Annotated in this window: 9 protein-coding genes; all 9 read right to left on the bottom strand. The window is 41.3% G+C overall.

The annotated features are described in order from the left end of the window. Positions 1-6: 6 nt before the first annotated feature. The 9 genes from J8L98_RS05170 to J8L98_RS05210 all read right to left on the bottom strand — a co-directional run bounded on the left by J8L98_RS05170 (position 7) and on the right by J8L98_RS05210 (position 18,041). Positions 7-744 carry a thioesterase domain-containing protein gene (locus J8L98_RS05170; protein ID WP_210995603.1) on the bottom strand — a complete coding sequence of 246 codons (738 nt, stop codon included), beginning with the start codon at positions 742-744 and terminating at the stop codon, positions 7-9. A 6-nt stretch (positions 745-750) separates the two neighbouring features. Then, positions 751-1,323, bottom strand: a complete 573-nt coding sequence (locus tag J8L98_RS05175) for a class I SAM-dependent methyltransferase (protein WP_210995604.1) — start codon at positions 1,321-1,323, stop codon at positions 751-753. Positions 1,324-1,366: 43 nt separating this feature from the next. Further along, entirely contained in the window at positions 1,367-2,536 is a 1,170-nt protein-coding gene (locus J8L98_RS05180; RefSeq protein ID WP_210995605.1) for an acyl-CoA dehydrogenase family protein, read from the bottom strand. A 52-nt stretch (positions 2,537-2,588) separates the two neighbouring features. Further along, positions 2,589-3,704: a thioester reductase domain-containing protein gene (locus J8L98_RS05185; protein ID WP_210995606.1), complete on the bottom strand. Its 1,116-nt coding sequence runs from the start codon at positions 3,702-3,704 to the stop codon at positions 2,589-2,591. Further along, entirely contained in the window at positions 3,701-5,200 is a 1,500-nt protein-coding gene (locus J8L98_RS05190) for a condensation domain-containing protein (RefSeq protein WP_210995608.1), read from the bottom strand. Before J8L98_RS05190 ends, J8L98_RS05185 begins: the two co-directional genes overlap by 4 nt. 9 nt (positions 5,201-5,209) lie before the next feature. Beyond that, on the bottom strand, positions 5,210-8,554 hold the full coding sequence (locus J8L98_RS05195) for a non-ribosomal peptide synthetase (RefSeq protein WP_210995609.1): 3,345 nt from the start codon (positions 8,552-8,554) through the stop codon (positions 5,210-5,212). A 78-nt stretch (positions 8,555-8,632) separates the two neighbouring features. After that, on the bottom strand, positions 8,633-11,692 hold the full coding sequence (locus J8L98_RS05200) for a type I polyketide synthase (RefSeq protein WP_210995611.1): 3,060 nt from the start codon (positions 11,690-11,692) through the stop codon (positions 8,633-8,635). Next, positions 11,683-15,933: a non-ribosomal peptide synthetase gene (locus J8L98_RS05205; RefSeq protein WP_210995613.1), complete on the bottom strand. Its 4,251-nt coding sequence runs from the start codon at positions 15,931-15,933 to the stop codon at positions 11,683-11,685. The genes J8L98_RS05200 and J8L98_RS05205 overlap by 10 nt, the downstream gene beginning before the upstream one ends. Next, positions 15,930-18,041 carry an AMP-binding protein gene (locus J8L98_RS05210; RefSeq protein WP_210995615.1) on the bottom strand — a complete coding sequence of 704 codons (2,112 nt, stop codon included), beginning with the start codon at positions 18,039-18,041 and terminating at the stop codon, positions 15,930-15,932. The genes J8L98_RS05205 and J8L98_RS05210 overlap by 4 nt, the downstream gene beginning before the upstream one ends. Positions 18,042-18,054 lie beyond the last annotated feature (13 nt).

The raw sequence follows: 18,054 nt of genomic DNA on the forward strand, positions 1-18,054 counted from the left end.
CCTTCTCTATAGCTCACTGTTGATTATGTTGATAAGCGCAGTTTCTTCACTATGAACAAAAAAATGATCACCCCTCATTAACTCTTTACGCACCTTGCCATTAAATAACGCCTGCCATGCAAACACATTGTCCGGTTCAACGACCTCATCATCCTCGCCGGCTAAAATGACAATGTCGGTATTGAGTTTGCCCTGCTCAACAAATTTATAGTTTTCGCTCAGTGCAAAATCAGAGCGTAATATAGGGGTATAAACTTCTAACAATTCGGGATTATTAAAAACCAACTCCGGGGTGCCTTTGTAATCTTTGAGTACTTCAATAAACTCATCTTCGGATAATTTATGTAAGGGGTACTCTGTACCAAGTTGCGGTGCTACTTTTGCTGAGATAAACAAATTTTTAGGGGTTAACCCCAGCTCTCTTGATATCTTTTTTGCTAATTCATATGCCACTAAAGCCCCATTACTATGACCATAAAATGAAAATGGTCTGGTGAGCTTCGACTTAATATTGGCATATAACATATCTACCAAATCGGTAATGTTTGCTTGTAATGGGTCGCTAAAACGCCTTCCTCTTCCAGGAAATTCAACACCGAACACTTGGCACCCATCGGGGACTTTATCATCCCAATCAAGGTACATCTGACCACTACCACCAGCATAAGGAAAACAAAACAAATTTTGTTTTACGGGTTTTGATTGCTTTCGCTGCAAAAACCAAATATCTTCATTATTCATCATATTCACTCACAACTTCTTTAAATAAATCGCTTTTGTCATGAAAATTCCGTGGACAGGCTCAACAACAAAACCCAGTTTTTCACATACGGTTATCGTCGATGCAAAGTGTGAAAAACTGATACCAAAAAATGCCGGTTCACCAATTAATACCCCCCCACCTGACTTTAATAGCGCATAAAGTTCGGATAGAAAACCTTCAATATCAGGCACTTCATGCAACATATAAAATGCCAGTATGAAATCAAACTCCCCTGAAATACCCAATGAGTCTTCGCTGCACAATATGCATTCAATGTTACTTCTCGGCTCATTACTTAATTGTACTTTTTGCTGCACAATATCCAGCATGCCTTGCTGCATATCGACGGCAACCACCCTACCTGAATTGCCAACTCTCGTTGCCAGCGGCAATGTGAAATAACCTGGGCCACACCCTATATCCATAACTTGCATGCCCGCATACACATATGGCTGTATCACTTTTTCAGGATTTTGTAAGATTCTGCGGTACCAAGTGTCCAAAGACCCTGCTTTTTCTACTGGACAAGGCTGTGCTTTGCCTGTGCTTTTTACTGTCATGTGCTTTTCCTTCATGTCATAACATGGCTCGTGTTTTAAGGTGTTAACAATTAAACATCCGGCTAGCGATGCTTCTCAGCAATATATTCACCGTGCCTTCATAGATTTTGCCAACTTTTGCATCTCGAAATAACTTTTCCACGTCATAGTCCAGTGCTACACCATTGCCACCCAATGTCTCTAAGGCCGCAGACGTTGCTCTATCTGCAAGTTGCGAGGCAACCAGCTTCGCTTTATTTGCCTCATCTAATAATTGCGTACTTGAATGACCAAGCTCCGCTTTTTTAGCCAATTGATATATAAAAGGTTTCAGTACGCTCACTTCGGCACACACCTGAGCCAATGGGAAACTAACACCTTGAAATTCTGAAGTTTTATGCTTAAACGCTACACGTTCATTGGCGTATTCCACAGCCAAAGACAATGCCCCCTCTGAAATACCCAGCATTTGTGCTGCAATGCCAATTCGTCCCATGCACAAGCCATAATTGGCAATATCAATTCCTTGATTTTGCGCGCCAACGAGTGCTGATTCAGGTACGAACACCTGATCCATCGTAACGCGACACGTTGAACTCGCTCTCACACTCATTTTCGGTATATTTTGAGATATGCTGATACCCGGTAAGGCCGTATCCACTAAGAAAGCGCTCGGCACTTTGCGACCACACTCTAATTCGGTATTGGCGATAAGCAGCATCACCTGTGCTTCACCAGCGTTTGTGATCCAGGTTTTAACACCATTTATTTCATAACCTGCATCGATTCTCTTGGCGCTTGTCTCCATCAAAGATAAATCACTGCCAGCCTGAGGCTCCGTCACGGCAAATGCACCGACAGCACCTGTAGCCACTTTTGGCAGCCATTGTGATTTTTGACTATCACTACCAAATTGCTGCAATATTTTATTAAATAAAATATTGTGTACATGCAAAAAAACGGCGACACCTGGGTCTACTTTTGACACTTCCTGAATCATTAATACAGCACCAGAAAAAGGCAAAGCATCATCAAATAGTGCTTTATCACTACGCTGAAAGTAATCTCTGTTAATCTCAATGCCCATCAAGCCTGCATCAATTAACGACTGCTTTATTTCTTCGTCTAAATACTGCTGTTGATCACGCAAGGCGATGTTTTGTTTGACTGCCTGCTGACAAAATTGCTTCAGCACATCACTGGCTGATTTAAGACTAAATCCATTCTTACTCATGATTACTCCTTTAACGCTCCCACTTAATAATCAAGCGGGAGCCCTTCTATTATTATGCTGGCTTGTGAAATAACTGGAATTGACTAAACCCTTCAATAACTCGCATCAATGCGGCATCATCAATTTGCGCATCTTCAACAGGTCTATCCGATATAAACGATTGCGTTAAGCTACTATCAAAAACTCTCCCCTGACTCTTTTGTGGTAAGTCATCTTCAAAGTAATCCAATAATGGCAACAAGGCATTATCACTGGTTGAGGCAATGGCTTTCAATTTCGCAACCCATTGCAGGTAACCACACATCTCTACTGGGTACCCTAAAGTACGCGCCGTTTCCAAAATACGGCTGCATAACGTCGGCGTATCATTCACTAAATGAAATGTCTTCCCATTTGTATCTGAAGCCAGCATAAGCTCAACGAGCCCCTTAACCACGTAATCCAACGATGTTAAATTAAACTGGAATTGACTCTGAGGCGCTGCGCCTAATTGAATACAACCCGTAACTAGCTTAGCTAAAGCATCATTGATATTTGGCGAGTTATAACCTTTTCCAGCGCATATTAATCCAGGGCGGACCACAAAATATGGCATGCCACGCTTGCCCGCTGCTGCAACCAACTTTTCGCTGATCCACTTAGACCGTGAATACCCAGAATAGCTCGTGGACTTCTCATCTACTGCATCTGTTTCTCGAATAGGCTGTCCATCAGATCGCGCATCAAACAAACGCAAGGTCGATACATTCACAAAGGCAATGTCTTGCTCCTGTGCCAATTTAAGGATCTCTTGCGTGCCATTAACATTGGTATTTTTTAGTTGCGCATAGGTCAATACATAATTAACAGCGGCTCCATTATGAAGGACCACATCCACATCATTCAGTAATTGGGCATACTGTGTCGTATTGAGACCTAGCTTAGGTTTGCCCAAATCTCCTATTATGATCGTGACTCGATCTGAGAAACCCGCCTCCCATATACCGAATTCAGTCATGCTAGTACGAAGCCTTGCTAGTCCTGCTTGTTGCGATGGAGCACGCACGAAACATGTCAATTTAACCCATGGAAGCGCGAGTAATTCTGCCACTAAATGCGCCCCCAAATACCCTGTAACACCGGTGATAAACACCCTATTTTTTTCTGGTGACAAAAATGCTGGAGTCATATTGCCGACTCCATAAGCTGATTACTTTCTCGTAATATACGCTGTAGATCATTGAGCGGTGTATCGAACGCGAAAGCAGGATCTTGAGCAACACGTAAAATTAATTGCTCTGTTTGCTGCATAATTGACGTCAATGCATTGCCTGAACGGCTATAATCGCAAAACCAATGCAATTCTAACATTCCGTCATTTTCAACAATCAAAAGCTCTAGTGCCTGATTCGGCACATGTGCGACACCATCTTGCATCGCACCAAACCACTTCATCGGTGGAATACTGCCCTCTTCAACAAACTCGTTGTATCGAGAGATAGTACTGGTAAATACAATGCCAGGTTTTTTCTGTTTACCAGATAATGCTTGCTCGCTTACTACATCATAAAAACCATTATCTAAATCAGTCCAAGTTTGACTTTCGATGGCTCGACAATACGCTTGTAGATTTTGCTGGCGACTTAAATCGACTGAACTCAAAATGCCTGAACTGTATTGGCCAAGAATGTCATTCACCTTGGTATCAAAAGAGATTCTATTAAATAACCTCATTTCAAGAGAGAACCTGCGTATCTTTGAAAGTTCCGCCAGCACCAATGTAAATAAACTATAGACAACCATTGAACCTGTTAGCTTTTGCTCACTGGCATAGCGTTTTAACTTTGTCCATAACGACTTAGGCAGTAAATCGACCCGATAGTCAAAGCGTTGATCATCAAATATATCCAACTTTTGCGAATTTTCAGCTATATCATCGACCGTCAATATACGCGGCAATTCATCCAACTTACTCAACCAATAATCTTTAGAGGTACTCCACTGACGACTACTCTCTTGAAATACTCGCTCAGTGTGAGAATAGTCTCTGAATGTCAAAGCACCAAAATCAGTGAGAACTTTACGCCCTTCATAAAGCTGTCGCCATTGCAGAGCTAAAAACTCTACACTCACCAGATCTAAGAGTGTTAAATCTGCCCCTAAAAAGATCCTCAGTTCTTCGTTCGGTAATTGACAGACTGTAATTTTAAAAGACTCACTCTCTTTGATTGTTCTCGGGCGGCGAAATGTCTCCCTGAGGGCAGCCAGTTGTGCGCTTGCATCATGTGTACTGACTGTTCGTAAATCTATCACTTGGGCTTGCCAGTCAGTAATTTTGTCTTGCTTGAGACATATTTCACTTTCATCACCAACAAATCTCGACTGTAAAATAGCATGATGGTTAACCAGTACTTGAATCGTTTGCGTAAACAAGCTTACATCCAAGCCATCGCGGTGTGTTTCCATATAAAACCATGCACAAAACCCATGCTCTGTGGCCGCAGCTAACTGTGCTTGCTGAAAGACCCGAGGTTGATATGGTACATACTGTTCATTTGGCGTCTGAACCAAGGTTTGTACTGACTGTTGATCATCAAGTTCAACCGCCCTACCTTTCATACGCTTGCGTAAAATCGCTTGTTTTGCTGGAGACAAACGACTGAGCATTTTTTCTAAATCAGACATGTTGCCTCCTTAAAAGTCTTCCAGAAGTTCAATTTCGTCATCTGACATTGCTTCTAACTGTGCAATAAGTGATTGCTCAATCAGTGCTGCAATTTGTGCGACGGTCGTTGCTTCAAACAGTTCTGAAAGCGGCAAATCTACGCTGAATACTTCATTTAATTTATATAAAAGGTTGCTCGCCACCAATGAATTCCCACCAAGCCTGAAGAAATCATCATGTACACCGATTTTGTCAACTTTGAGGAGGTGCTGCCAAATTTCTACCACTCGAATTTCAACATCTGTCGAAGCCGCAACGTACACAGTGTCAGTTTCTAAGCTATCAAATTTGGGTAAGTTCTTTCTATCTACCTTGCCGTTTGCAGTTAAAGGTAGGCTATCGAGCAACTGGACGTTCTCTGGGATCATGTAATCTGGTAGCTTAGCGCGTAATTGATCTTTAATTGATTCGATAAACTCAATCGTATTTTCAACCACATCATGTGCAACTAAATAGGCAACCAATTGACGATTCTGATTAGACTCGCCCGCTGTCACGACAATACTATGCTTAAGTGATCCTATTTGTGATAGCACACTTTCAATTTCTCCTAACTCAACACGGAAACCGCGAATTTTAACCTGTGTATCATTACGACCCATGAACTCAATCCAGCCTTCTGGCCTTAAACGCCCCAAATCACCTGTTCGGTACAAACGCTCACCTGTTTTTGGGTGTATTATAAATGCAGCATCTGTGCGCTCTTTATCATTCCAATAGCCCTTAGCGACCCCGATCCCACCAATATAAAGGTTGCCCGTAACCCAAAGAGGGCATACTTCCAAGTCATCACTAAGAACATAAAACATTTGATTTTTCAGAGGCTTACCATAAGGTATACTGCTCCAACTCGAATGTACCTGCTTAATTGGATGATAAATAGACCAAATTGATGCCTCGGTTGCGCCGCCGAGACTGATAACGTCCATATCAAAATTAACAAGTTGCAGCTTATCTGGCAGGGTCAATGGGATCCAGTCACCGCTTAACAAAGATAGGCGTAATGAATCAGGGATCGTTTCCGCTTGCTCTTCTGCATAATCTACAAACATCTCTAATAATGCAGGCACTGAGTTCCACACCGTGATCTGATGTTGCTCCGCCAAACTCAACCAATGCTTAGGATCTGGTAACTGACTTTGCGGCATAACCAACGTCGCTCCGACTGCTAAACAGCCAAATATATCATACACAGACAGGTCGAAACTCAGTGCTGATATCGCAAAAATAACATCATCGTGGGTAATATTAAATCTGTCGTTCATATCAACAATGGTATTCAATGCGCCAAGGTGATCTATCGTCACCCCTTTTGGCTTACCCGTTGATCCCGAGGTATATATCACATATGCCACATCTTCTTGCGTCTGCCTTTGCGGTGCTGCAACCGTTGATTGTTGCGTAACGGCATCACAGTCAAAACTAATACATTGCACCTGCTCCGGCCAGGTAATTTCTGCCATAAGTGCTCGAGTCGTCACAACATGTTTCACTTGACCACTGGCTAAAATCTCATGTAAACGATCTGTGGGTTGATCCTGCTCTACTGGTAAATACGCCGCACCTGACTTTAAGATCCCAATAGCAGCGGCGACTTGTTCCCAACCTTTTGGTGCAACAATCGCAACTAACTCATTTACTTCAACCTGATCATATAGATAATTCCCCAGCTGCGAAGATATGTCATCAAGCTGTCCGTACGTTAGGTCGCCTCTACTTGAAAATACTGCGACTTTATCTGCATACGCTTTTGCAGTTTTACTTATCGCACTATGAAGTAACCCCGTAGGTTGTACTTCCTTCGTTTCGTTATATTTTTCCCATAATGCGCTTTGATAATCAGGGAGTAAATAATCAGCACTGCTTCTTTGCCACGCGGAATCATCGTAAATTAAGCGCTGTATGAGACTCTCATATGTCGCAACAAAGTCTTCCATCAAGCCATCTGGAAATAGTCCAGCCACCACATCAATATGCAGTGCTAATTCGCTGTCTTCTTCCCATAAATGGTGCTCCATCCAAACTTGAGGTGTTTGAGATACTTCGTAAACCCATTTTCCCGGAGCCAACGTTGGCATATCAGTCTCGCCTTCGTGGTGTGCCAAGGTGCTGGTAAAGACCACTGGCATTATCGCTTCACCAACCGAGCTTTCCGTCATTTGAGTCAACTCACGCATGAGCCGAACACCTGTAATACTGCGATGCTCAAGGTGTTGCCACATCAAAGATTGAACTTCGACAGCGCGACTTTGTAACGAACGCTCGCCTTTATTGTCTACTTTCACTAATTGAAATGAATTAAACTCACCAACCATCAACTGATTCACGTCAGGGTGTAAAGGTAAGCGATTAAAAACTGTCATGTTTAAGGTATGTTGTGATACTGAGTTCCACAAAGAGATAACCTCAGAAAACGCGCTGGCAAAAAAACCAGATGGTGTTAACTTCTTCTGCTGTATTACCGCTTTTAAGTCAGTCCATTGTTGTTCATCAAGTACGATTGAGTAGTGCTCTGCGGTGACTTCTGTTATCTCTTCTGGAGTCGCAATCATAGGGAGCATCGGTGGCGGTGGCAGATCCACAAGTTGCTCTTGCCAATAGGCGAGATCTCGTTCAAATAATGGTGAAGACTCTAATTCCTCTAACGCTAAGACATAGTCACGATATGATAGGGTTTTTGGACTTGGTCGATAATTGTCAGGATCATCATATATACGCGCCCACTCATCTATAATTACCCTAAAGCTCCACGCATCGCCAACCAATAAGTCAAAATTAAAGTGCAATCTTAAGTTATCATCCCATAGGGTTGCGCACACTTCAAAAATAGGCCACACATCAGAGGGTAAAATCTCATGAGACATTCGCTCTCTAACTGCATCTAACGATACTTGTAATTCTTGCTCTGATTTACCTCGCATGTCGTATCGCTTAAAGCGGTAATAATCAACACTTTCTAGCACTTGCTGTTGTAAGTTAGGTAACACTAACATGCGCATTTGCTCATGCTCATCAATAATTTGATTGAATGCTTTTTCTAATAGGTCGAGATCTTTTCCAGCACAGTCAAATTCAGCATAGCCATGTCCTGCAACAGTAATACTGAAAATCCCGCTTCGACCAAACCACTGTGCTTGCTGAATATCAGTCAATGGAAATGGCTTATATCTGTCTTCCGGCTGAGGGTCTATTTGCGGCATTTCCAATTCATTTGTAGCAAGCTGCTGTTGGTTTTTCTTCTCATTTAACAATGCTTCAAATTTTGCTCTTTGTTCTGGTGATAGATTATCAATCCGTGTATCTAAATCATTCATTACGTATATTTCCAATTTTTGTAATTTTTAAGTCAATTCGGCCAGCAACTACATGTGCAATACTGGCCATTAGGGTTACTAATTAGCCAACTCTTGCTCTAATTCTTTAAGAATTTCTAACTTAAGTTGTTCTTCATTTTTTTCATGCCACTGACTCACAAGTGCCGCCACGAGCTTAATATTTCCACCCGCGAGAAAATCAGACAGAGTGACCTTGCATTTGTGAGATTTGTTAATTTCACCAATGACTTCCGTTGCAAGTAATGAAGTCCCGCCCAATTCAATAAAATTATCAAATGAGCCAATAGGGCTAATACCGAAGAACTTTTGCCAAATATCCGTTATTGATTCTTCAGTTGCTGTAGCCGGTGCTGTGTATGGCGTCATTAAATTCGGTCGATTCCCCAGCGTATTTGCATCGCTTTCTTGCTCATCAACTCCACTAATAAACGTCATATTTTCAAAATCAGCCCCTTCCTTTGAATTGGTTTTAGGTTCGATCCAGTATGTCTTTCTATCAAAAGCATAAGTGGGCAATGGTAATGGCATTAGCTGCTGTGTGGTCGTTCCCATTGCTTGCCAATCTAGCGGGTAACCAAATAGCCACACTTTACTTAATGCATCACGTAATATGTCATAGTCTGATTCTTTTTGACGCACACTGCGTGCAACAGATACAATAGCGAGATTTTTCTCTGCATGGTTCTCTCTCAGTAACTCGCCTACAACTTGATTTGGACCTAAATCAACAAATACAGCATTGCCAAACTTCTCAACGAGTGTTGCACTGGCTTTTGCATATTCCACTGTATTACGCATATGTTCGGCCCAATACTTTGCCGCGGTAACCTCAGAGGCAGACACCCAATCACCACTAATTGAAGAAACCCAATCTAACTGCGGCGTGTGTAATTTACAGCTATCGACAACTTGATAAAATTCATCATATATTTCATCGACTAAATAACTGTGCAAACCGGCGTCAATGTGTAACCACTTCACTTCGCAGTTCAGTTGTGTTTCAAGCAAGTCTTTCACACTATTTAACTGCCCTTTTTCACCGGAAAGTACCGTATTTCTCTTGCTGTTTTTAGCGCCAACAGAAATATGATTACCGCGAATTAAAGGCGCTACTTCGTCATAACTGTGGGGCACAACAAGCATACCGCCGACTTTAAGCTTCATCATTAATTCAGCACGCTTGGCGACTAATAAAGTGACAGTGTCAAAATCCATGACACCCGCTAAGTGCGCAATGATATATTCCCCATGACTGTGCCCTAACAGCCCTTTTGGATGAATTCCCCAGGACTTAAATAATTGTGCAAACCCATATTGGAAAGTGAACGTAACTGGAAACATCAAATTTGGTTTTTGTAAATCAACCATCAATGCATCAACTTGCTCATCAGGTGCATCTAAATACTGTCGAATTGGATGATTCAATAACGCATCAAATCTATCTAAACAGACATCGATTGCTTGGCGAAACACCTGATTATTACGATATAAATCCCGCCCCATATTGACGTATTGTGCACCCGCCCCAGGAAACAAGAAGACGATATCTTCCCTTGAGGCACTCGACATCGTCATCTGTTTCTGCGGCTGATTAGTCATAACATCGAGCGCTTGTGCAACATCTTTGGCGATAATCGCTCTGCGAAATGTAAAATCCTGTCGACGCTCTTGTAATGTTGCAACCACATGCTGCAAACTCACTTCGGGATTACACGCTAACCAATGCGCCAAATTTTCTGTCATGTTCTCTAATGATTTACTACTTTTTGCTGAGAGGGTGATGATTTCTCGATGTATATCCGTACTCTCAGCAGGAAATACTTTATCGCAATTAGCTTCTTCTAGAATAATATGGGTATTTGTTCCCCCCATACCAAAAGAACTTACCCCAGCTCTTCTTGGCCCCTCTGAATGCCACGCTTCCAATTTTGTATTAAAAGAAAAACGGGTTGGGTCAATATCAATATGTGGATTTATTGAAGTAAAATTCGCAACTGGAGGGATTTTTTTATGTTGGAACATGAGCACTGACTTGATTAATCCCACAATACCCGCAGCGGTTTCTAAATGCCCGATGTTGGCCTTCAAAGCACCAATACGACATGGCAACTTTCCTTGACCATATACTTCTTCAATTGCTTGAAACTCAATGGGGTCACCTAAATTAGTACCCGTACCATGGGCTTCAATATAGCTAATCGTTTTCGGATCAACTTCAGCGACAGCCAATGCTCTTTTTATCGCAGCAACTTGTCCCTCTGAACTTGGTGCCGTAAACCCAACCTTTCTGTTACCATCATTATTGAATGAAGAACCTCGTACTACAGCTAAAATATCGTCGTTATCGGCAACGGCTTGCTCGTAAGATTTAAGTAAAACAACCCCCATACCACTACCGAAAATAGTGCCTGTTCCCTCTTTATCAAATGCCAAACATTTCCCATCTTTTGAAAAGGGCATCCCCTCTTGATAGAAGTAACCGGCTTCTTGCGGCACCTTAATTGACACGCCACCAGCCAATGCCATGTCACATTCACCTAGCAAGATATTTTGGCATGCCATATGAACTGCGACTAAAGAGGTAGAACATGCGGTCTGTAATGTTACCGCGGGACCATGCAGGTTAAGTTTATAAGCAACCCGAGTTGCCAGGTAATCCTTATCATTCCCTAATAAACTTTGAAAACCGCTATTAGAAGATACATATTCTGGCTCACACGCCAAATTTCGCATCCAGTACGAATTCATACTTGCGCCAGCAAACACCCCAACAGAACGATTACTTCGCTCGGTTGCATACCCTGCACTTTCTAATGCCTCCCAACATCCTTCAAGAAAAACCCGCTGCTGTGGATCGAGCACACATGCTTCCCTTGCTGGAATATCAAAAAAAGCGGCATCAAACTTATCGGTATCAGGAATGCCTGTTCCCACTTTAATGTAATTCTCTTGCGACAGAAATTTCTCATGAATACCCTGCGCTTTAATATCCTCATCAGATAAAGCCTGAAATGCCGTATTCCCTTCACATAAATTTGACCAAAACTCCGATAACTCAGATGAGCCCGGTACCCGAGCCGACAGTCCTATAATTGCAATTGCATTTTCTAATTCCATGATGAATCCTTGCTACGTGCTTTTTTTAATTTGTTACGTCGAATTGAAAGACGCTTCACTTCTGTGGCGTCTATATCACTGTTGTTTGAGGCTGCTTTAGCACTGACATGCTCAATCAAACCCGATATTGTAGGGTGTTGAAACATAGCGATTAATTTAAAGTCTAAATCCACGCGGCTCTTAAAAGCATGGAATACTTTTACCAACAAAGCTGAGTTTGCTCCCATATCAAAAAATCGCTCAGTCGTACTGATATGTTCAATATTTAATATTTGCTTAAATACTTCTGCTAATTCAGACTCTAAATGATTTTTAGGCAAGCTTATTTCATCACGACTTGTTGTCTTGATTTCTAACTCGAGTAAAGATTGCCTATTGATTTTTCCATTCGGTGTAAGAGGAAGCTTAGGAATAATGCCAATCTCTTCAGGTACCATGTATTTGGGTAATTGTGTCGCTAGGTGAGCCTTAATTTTGTCAATTAATTCATCACTGCTTCTTACTTGTGACGGCTCATCATGTATGGGGGGAGTTAATCCCAATAATAAAGAAGAAAGAAACACTTGGTCATGCGTTAAATTAAGTGTTGCCTCTAATTTATCTTGATGCTTAAATCCTCCAATTTGGCAAATCCCAATGTTTTGTTTTGCGCCTTCACTTCGCAACAGTTGCGCCATCATGCCCACTTCAATGTAAGCCATTGACGTTGCAAAATCACCGTATAGAGGCACTATTGTGGGTTCATATAATACAAAATACATGCTAATAGCCGCATTCTCATATGTCATGTTATTGTGGCTAAAGTGTATTTTATCAGGTACTTGAGTGTCATTTATAAACTCAAGCGCATGCTCAATAGGATAATAGCGATACAAACCCGCTTCTAAGTTCTCAACCCTATTCGCTTTCACATGCATATACACTTGAACTGGGAACAATCCCCCAGCTGAGCCATAACCACACTTCAATTCTCCCTCTTTAAAACGCGCACGTAGTAAAGCAAGCATACTGCTTAGCTCTTGCTCTGTGATCGGACGAGGTAAAAAGTCTCGATAACTACACAAGCTTTCAACAGCATTATGTGTTTGGTCTAACAATGGCTTTAATAAGGTATCTTGACGGGGGTTTAGTGCGCTATATTCTAACTTTTTACTCAATCGTTCACTGACATCTGAAATGGCCATTTTGGACTGTGCGAAGTCAGCTTCCTCATTATCAAAATGATTAGAGTTACTGTCTTCAACAACATCACCATGTGTAACGACATCGCTCGCGACCCATAAACGTAATTTAGGTCCATGTTCAGTTTTCGTCACCAGCGCAACGGCTCTATCAACCTCAGGTAACATAGATACAACCGCCTCAATTTCTGGCAATTCAATCCGTAACCCCCTAATTTTAACTTGATGATCATTTCGCCCAACAAACTCAATCTGACCACTTGGCAAATAGCGGCCTAAATCTCCACTTTTAAAATAGCGAGTGTCGTCATGACCTAATGTGACATATTTCTCATCGGTTATTTCTGGTTGGTTGATATACCCTGGCGTAACGCCTGCGCCTGAAATGTACATTTCACCCGCAACCCAAGTGGGGCAAGCATTACCATAACAGTCCAAAATTTTATATTGACTATTTGCCAGTGGCTTACCATATGGAATTGACTCCTGAAACGTTTCTTGTTTATCTACAACATTGTAAATATCCCAAATAGTTGTCTCTGTAGGACCACCTGAAGCGACAAAGGTCGCGTCTGGCCAATATTTAGCGACTCTTTGTGGATGATTAACGGGGATCCAATCGCCGGCCAATATGAAAAAGCGGAGTAATTTACTGACAGAACTCATTGCTTGAGCGTCTAAATAATCTAAAAAAATAGCCAAATAAGCAGGAACAGAATTCCACAAAGAGATAGGGTGCGCATTACACAACGCCAACCAGTGTTCTGGGTCTAGCCGCAACTCCTGAGCTGGTATAATAAGCTGACCACCCGCACTTAGCATGCCAAAAATATCATAAACCGATAAATCATGATGCAGTGCAGTTAATGCAATAATTTTATCTTGTTGAGAGACATTAAAGCGCAAATTGATGTCCAACATCCGGTTAACTACTTGGCGGTGCTGAACCATCACTCCCTTGGGTTTGCCTGTTGAACCAGAGGTATAAATGATATGAGATAGTGATTCTGATGATGGTTTGCGCTGACGCAATAACGCCAAATCATGCTGGTCGACTGCGATGTCTGTATATGTATCAACAACAATCGTTAACCCACCATTTATTAAATCTGTAGCGCGTTGCCGTAAATGTGACTGACATAAAATCACATCACAGTCACTATTTTTTAATTGATACTTTATACGACTATCTGGTTGCTCTGCATCGATTGGTAAATACGCACAGCCATTGTGGTGAATACTGAGTACGGCAACAATTTGTTCCCACCCCTTCTCCATCAATATTGCAACCACTGCGTTAGGTTGAACATCAGCGGCTGTTAATTTAATGGCATAAAATTGCCCCGCATCATTTAACTGCCGATAGCTTAAATCACCATTTTGAGCGCTAACCGCGCAATTATCAGGGGTATTCATCACACTTGTCTGAACTAAATCAAGTAAGGTCTTCGCGCCACCAAAGTCTATTGCTGTATCATTCACGCTTTGCAACATATCGATTTGCTGTTCGGGTAAAATGTTTAGTGCCGTTTGCTGCCATACACCGGCCTGTGTAATAAGCTGCATAACCATTTTTTCATAAACTTCAAACATATCCTCCACCATTGTGGCAGGGAAAAGTTCGTCAATAATATCCCAGCTAAAACGCATTTCGCCTGTTTCTAATTGCGTTATCTGATGATCAAAAGACACCTGTGGCGTTTGTGTGAGTGTGAACCGCTCGGTACCAAAAGATGAAAGCCAATTAGAAGGGAGCCCTTGTCCACCAAGGTCCAACATACTTGTAAAAACAATGGGCATTTGTACATTGCCTTGATTACCAGTATGTTTACCAAGTTCACTCAATACTGTAACGCCACTAACGTGGCGATACTTCATCGACTCCCACAACTTGTTCTGCATTCTCAATGCTTTATCGGCTAGTGTTTCCGTTGCAGTGTGGCACACCGGCAATAACAGCATTGAAGTAAAGTCACCAATCAATTTATTGACATCAGCATGCATAGGTAAACGGTTGAACACCGTGACATTTAATGTAAAGTCTTGTGCGCTATTCCACTGCTTCAACACTTCTGAAAAAGCCATCATTACAAAAACGGTCGGTGTTATTTTCAATTCAACAGCGCGCTGTTTTAACAAACTGCCGAGTTTATTGGATATATCAAACTGATGACGAACGAATTTAGTTGAAGCCGGTTTACTCTTCAGTTGTGGAAGCTCTGGTGCTGGTGGTAACCCTTTAACTTCATTGCGCCAGTACGTCAGACCTTCATTGTAAAGTGCGCTGCCATGAATGCTAAATTCCGCTAGCGCATAGTCTCGATATGAAATGGAAATTGGTGATGGATCATAGCTTGCATCGTTATAAAACCTAAAAAGGTCGTCAAACAAAATCATCAAACTGCCACCATCGACATGCAATAAATCTACGCTTGCAAACAGGATATCAACGCGTTCATTTAACCTAACAATACTAAACCCAAAACTAGGGCACTGATCCGGTTTACGTTGAGAGTGCGAAATGGTCGCCCGATACGCTTCCAACCAAGTGTTTTGTTGCTGCTCACTCAAATCTGATAAATCGGTAAAGTTGACTTGATATGGTGGCAGTGAACGTAAAATTTGTTGATTTCCATCAGTATCAACGACCGCCCTCAACATGTCATGACGCATCACCGTTTTATCGATTGCAGACTCAAATGCGGCAATATCAAACGACGCACAGCTCACTTCTGAATAATAATGTATAGAGACGTCCGCCAGTTCAACTTCCATTTGGTGACCAACCCAATAAGCCCTTTGGATATCCGTGAGCGGAAAAGGCTCATATCTTGCGGCATCATCAGCGATAATTGTGGGTAACTTTCTTTTACCACTTAAAAACTCAATGAACTGTGACCTATTGTTTTTTAAATCTGCTATTTGCCTTTCATTGAGGGTGTTTTCTTTGGCATACACTTTTATTTTATTGTCTACCAATTGTACTGCCACACCCTGGGCCGTTAATTCCGTGTAAATTTTTTCTGCATTTTCATATAAATGGGGATGAAACTCGTTCATAGTTCCACCTCCACAACTTGGCATTCGTCATTCACATCGATGTCTAACAATGCCCGAAACCTAACCTCAACGGTCGTAATTAAAAATGACAGCGTTGGCGCCTCACTAAAATCACTTAAATCAATACTGATACCGTAACTTTCTTCTATTTTTTCAAGAAGCTGAGAAACCCGAAGTGAATCTAATCCTAATTCAAATAAATTCTGAGATAAGTCTGGCTGTGTTGAGATGTTCGATAATTGAGCTATCCACTTTTGCAGGGTATCACCAACAATATGATGCTTAAATTCAATCGCGGCTTCTTCTATATCAGTAATCGTACTGTGCCTTGTTACTGTTTGATCACTGACATACCTTTGCAGATCTGCATCGAGATAACGATGCCTATAACATAGTTCGTCATTAATAAATTCATATTTCAGCTTAACATGCTGTATTTTTCCGCTGGTTGTTCGATACAAGTTTTGATTACTGACAAATATGACCCCAGAAACATCCACCCCTAAATCATTCAGTACCTTTTTCTTAATACTCGTAATGACCTCTTCGAAGCTTTCTTCAGACCCTTTATTTGCAATAGCGACGACGAGTCGTTCACCATCTGGTGTATCAATACTAAACGCAGAAATTGGTCTAGATCGCAAAGATTCATGAGAAAATTCAACACTGGAACATACATCTGAGGGGTAAATATTGCGACCTCGAATGATAATCACATCTTTTATTCGTCCACATACATATAAATGATCATCATACACAAACCCAAGATCGCCCGTTCTTAAATATGTCTTACCATCGGTGCTCAACACATTGTCGAACGTTTCTGCAGACAATTCAGGTTTATTCCAATACCCAGATCCGTTGCTCTTACTCGCGATCCATACTTCACCCACAAGCCCATTTGCCATTTCATACAACACTGATGGGTCTACAATTTTAATATCAGGGGAGAACTCTGTGTCTAAACGCCCACAACTGGCCAACACTCTCATATCTGTGTTTTGTTCTATTGCTTGACCCTTTTCTAATGCATCCAATGAAAAGCACTTTTTGTGTTTCAAGATGTTAACACCAGAAACATATACCGTAGACTCGGCCAAGCCATAAACAGAGTGCATCGCTGTCTGACGCAATCCATTATTTGAAAATTGTTTATAAAACCGCTCTACCGTATTTTGACGAATAGGCTCTGAGCCATTCACCAAGATTTCAAGAGACGATAAATTAATATCCTCTGATAGGTCTTTGATTCTGTCGCAACACATTCTAAATGCGAAATCAGGCGCGCCACTCACCGTGCCTTTATAACGGCTAATCGCTTCTAGCCATAGTTTTGGACTGCGAACAAAATCATCAGGGGCCATAAAATATAATGGTGTTCCATTATAAATTGAGCATAATGAAATTAATATTAATCCCATATCATGATAAAGAGGTAGCCAAGACACAAAAACACTCTTTTCGTCCAAACCCATGCTTGACCTTTGCAATTCCACATTATTAATAAGGTTATAATGTGAAACCATCACCCCTTTTGGCGACCCTGTTGATCCTGATGTATATTGTAAAAAAGCCAAGTCATCTAGCTTTATTTCAGGAACTGTTTGATAATTTAAATAATCAATATCTACATCTGAAACATTCACTAACTCAACATTTCCAGACTGAACAACGTCATCACCCGCCAATGCATTTTTTGTTTTATCATTAACTAATATTAACTTTGAACCACAGTCATTTATAATCGCCGACAATCGTTCATTTCTTCTTGGATCTTGCGGTGGAAAAGCTGTAACCGCAACCATATTGGCATATAAACAGCCAAGAAATGATGTTAAATAATCTACCCCTTGGTCAAACATTAGAATAACGCGACTTTTTGGCTCAACAGATTCTAATAACCTATTTGCAATACTTACAGACCTTTCTCTCAGCTCTTCAAATGTTAAGCTGTCTAGCTCCTTGCCCTTTTTTAAAAACTGCACAGCCAAACTATTTGGTTTTTTTTCAGCCCAATGATCAACGATCTCACAAAAGGAGTTTAAACATTGGTCTGCTGGTGTTAAAAATAAAAAATTATTATTTTTATATTCTACTATTTCACTCATATCCAATCCTTGA

Origin of the sequence: Pseudoalteromonas sp. MMG013 (assembly GCF_018100885.1) — a bacterium.
GTDB classification, from domain to species: domain Bacteria; phylum Pseudomonadota; class Gammaproteobacteria; order Enterobacterales; family Alteromonadaceae; genus Pseudoalteromonas; species Pseudoalteromonas aurantia.

Excerpts from the sequence above, each read along its gene's own strand:
- J8L98_RS05170 (WP_210995603.1), bottom strand. The coding sequence starts at position 744 with ATGATGAATAATGAAGATATTTGGTTTTTGCAGCGAAAGCAATCAAAA.
- J8L98_RS05175 (WP_210995604.1), bottom strand. The coding sequence starts at position 1,323 with ATGACAGTAAAAAGCACAGGCAAAGCACAGCCTTGTCCAGTAGAAAAA.
- J8L98_RS05180 (WP_210995605.1), bottom strand. The coding sequence starts at position 2,536 with ATGAGTAAGAATGGATTTAGTCTTAAATCAGCCAGTGATGTGCTGAAG.
- J8L98_RS05185 (WP_210995606.1), bottom strand. The coding sequence starts at position 3,704 with ATGACTCCAGCATTTTTGTCACCAGAAAAAAATAGGGTGTTTATCACC.
- J8L98_RS05190 (WP_210995608.1), bottom strand. The coding sequence starts at position 5,200 with ATGTCTGATTTAGAAAAAATGCTCAGTCGTTTGTCTCCAGCAAAACAA.
- J8L98_RS05195 (WP_210995609.1), bottom strand. The coding sequence starts at position 8,554 with ATGAATGATTTAGATACACGGATTGATAATCTATCACCAGAACAAAGA.
- J8L98_RS05200 (WP_210995611.1), bottom strand. The coding sequence starts at position 11,692 with ATGGAATTAGAAAATGCAATTGCAATTATAGGACTGTCGGCTCGGGTA.
- J8L98_RS05205 (WP_210995613.1), bottom strand. The coding sequence starts at position 15,933 with ATGAACGAGTTTCATCCCCATTTATATGAAAATGCAGAAAAAATTTAC.
- J8L98_RS05210 (WP_210995615.1), bottom strand. The coding sequence starts at position 18,041 with ATGAGTGAAATAGTAGAATATAAAAATAATAATTTTTTATTTTTAACA.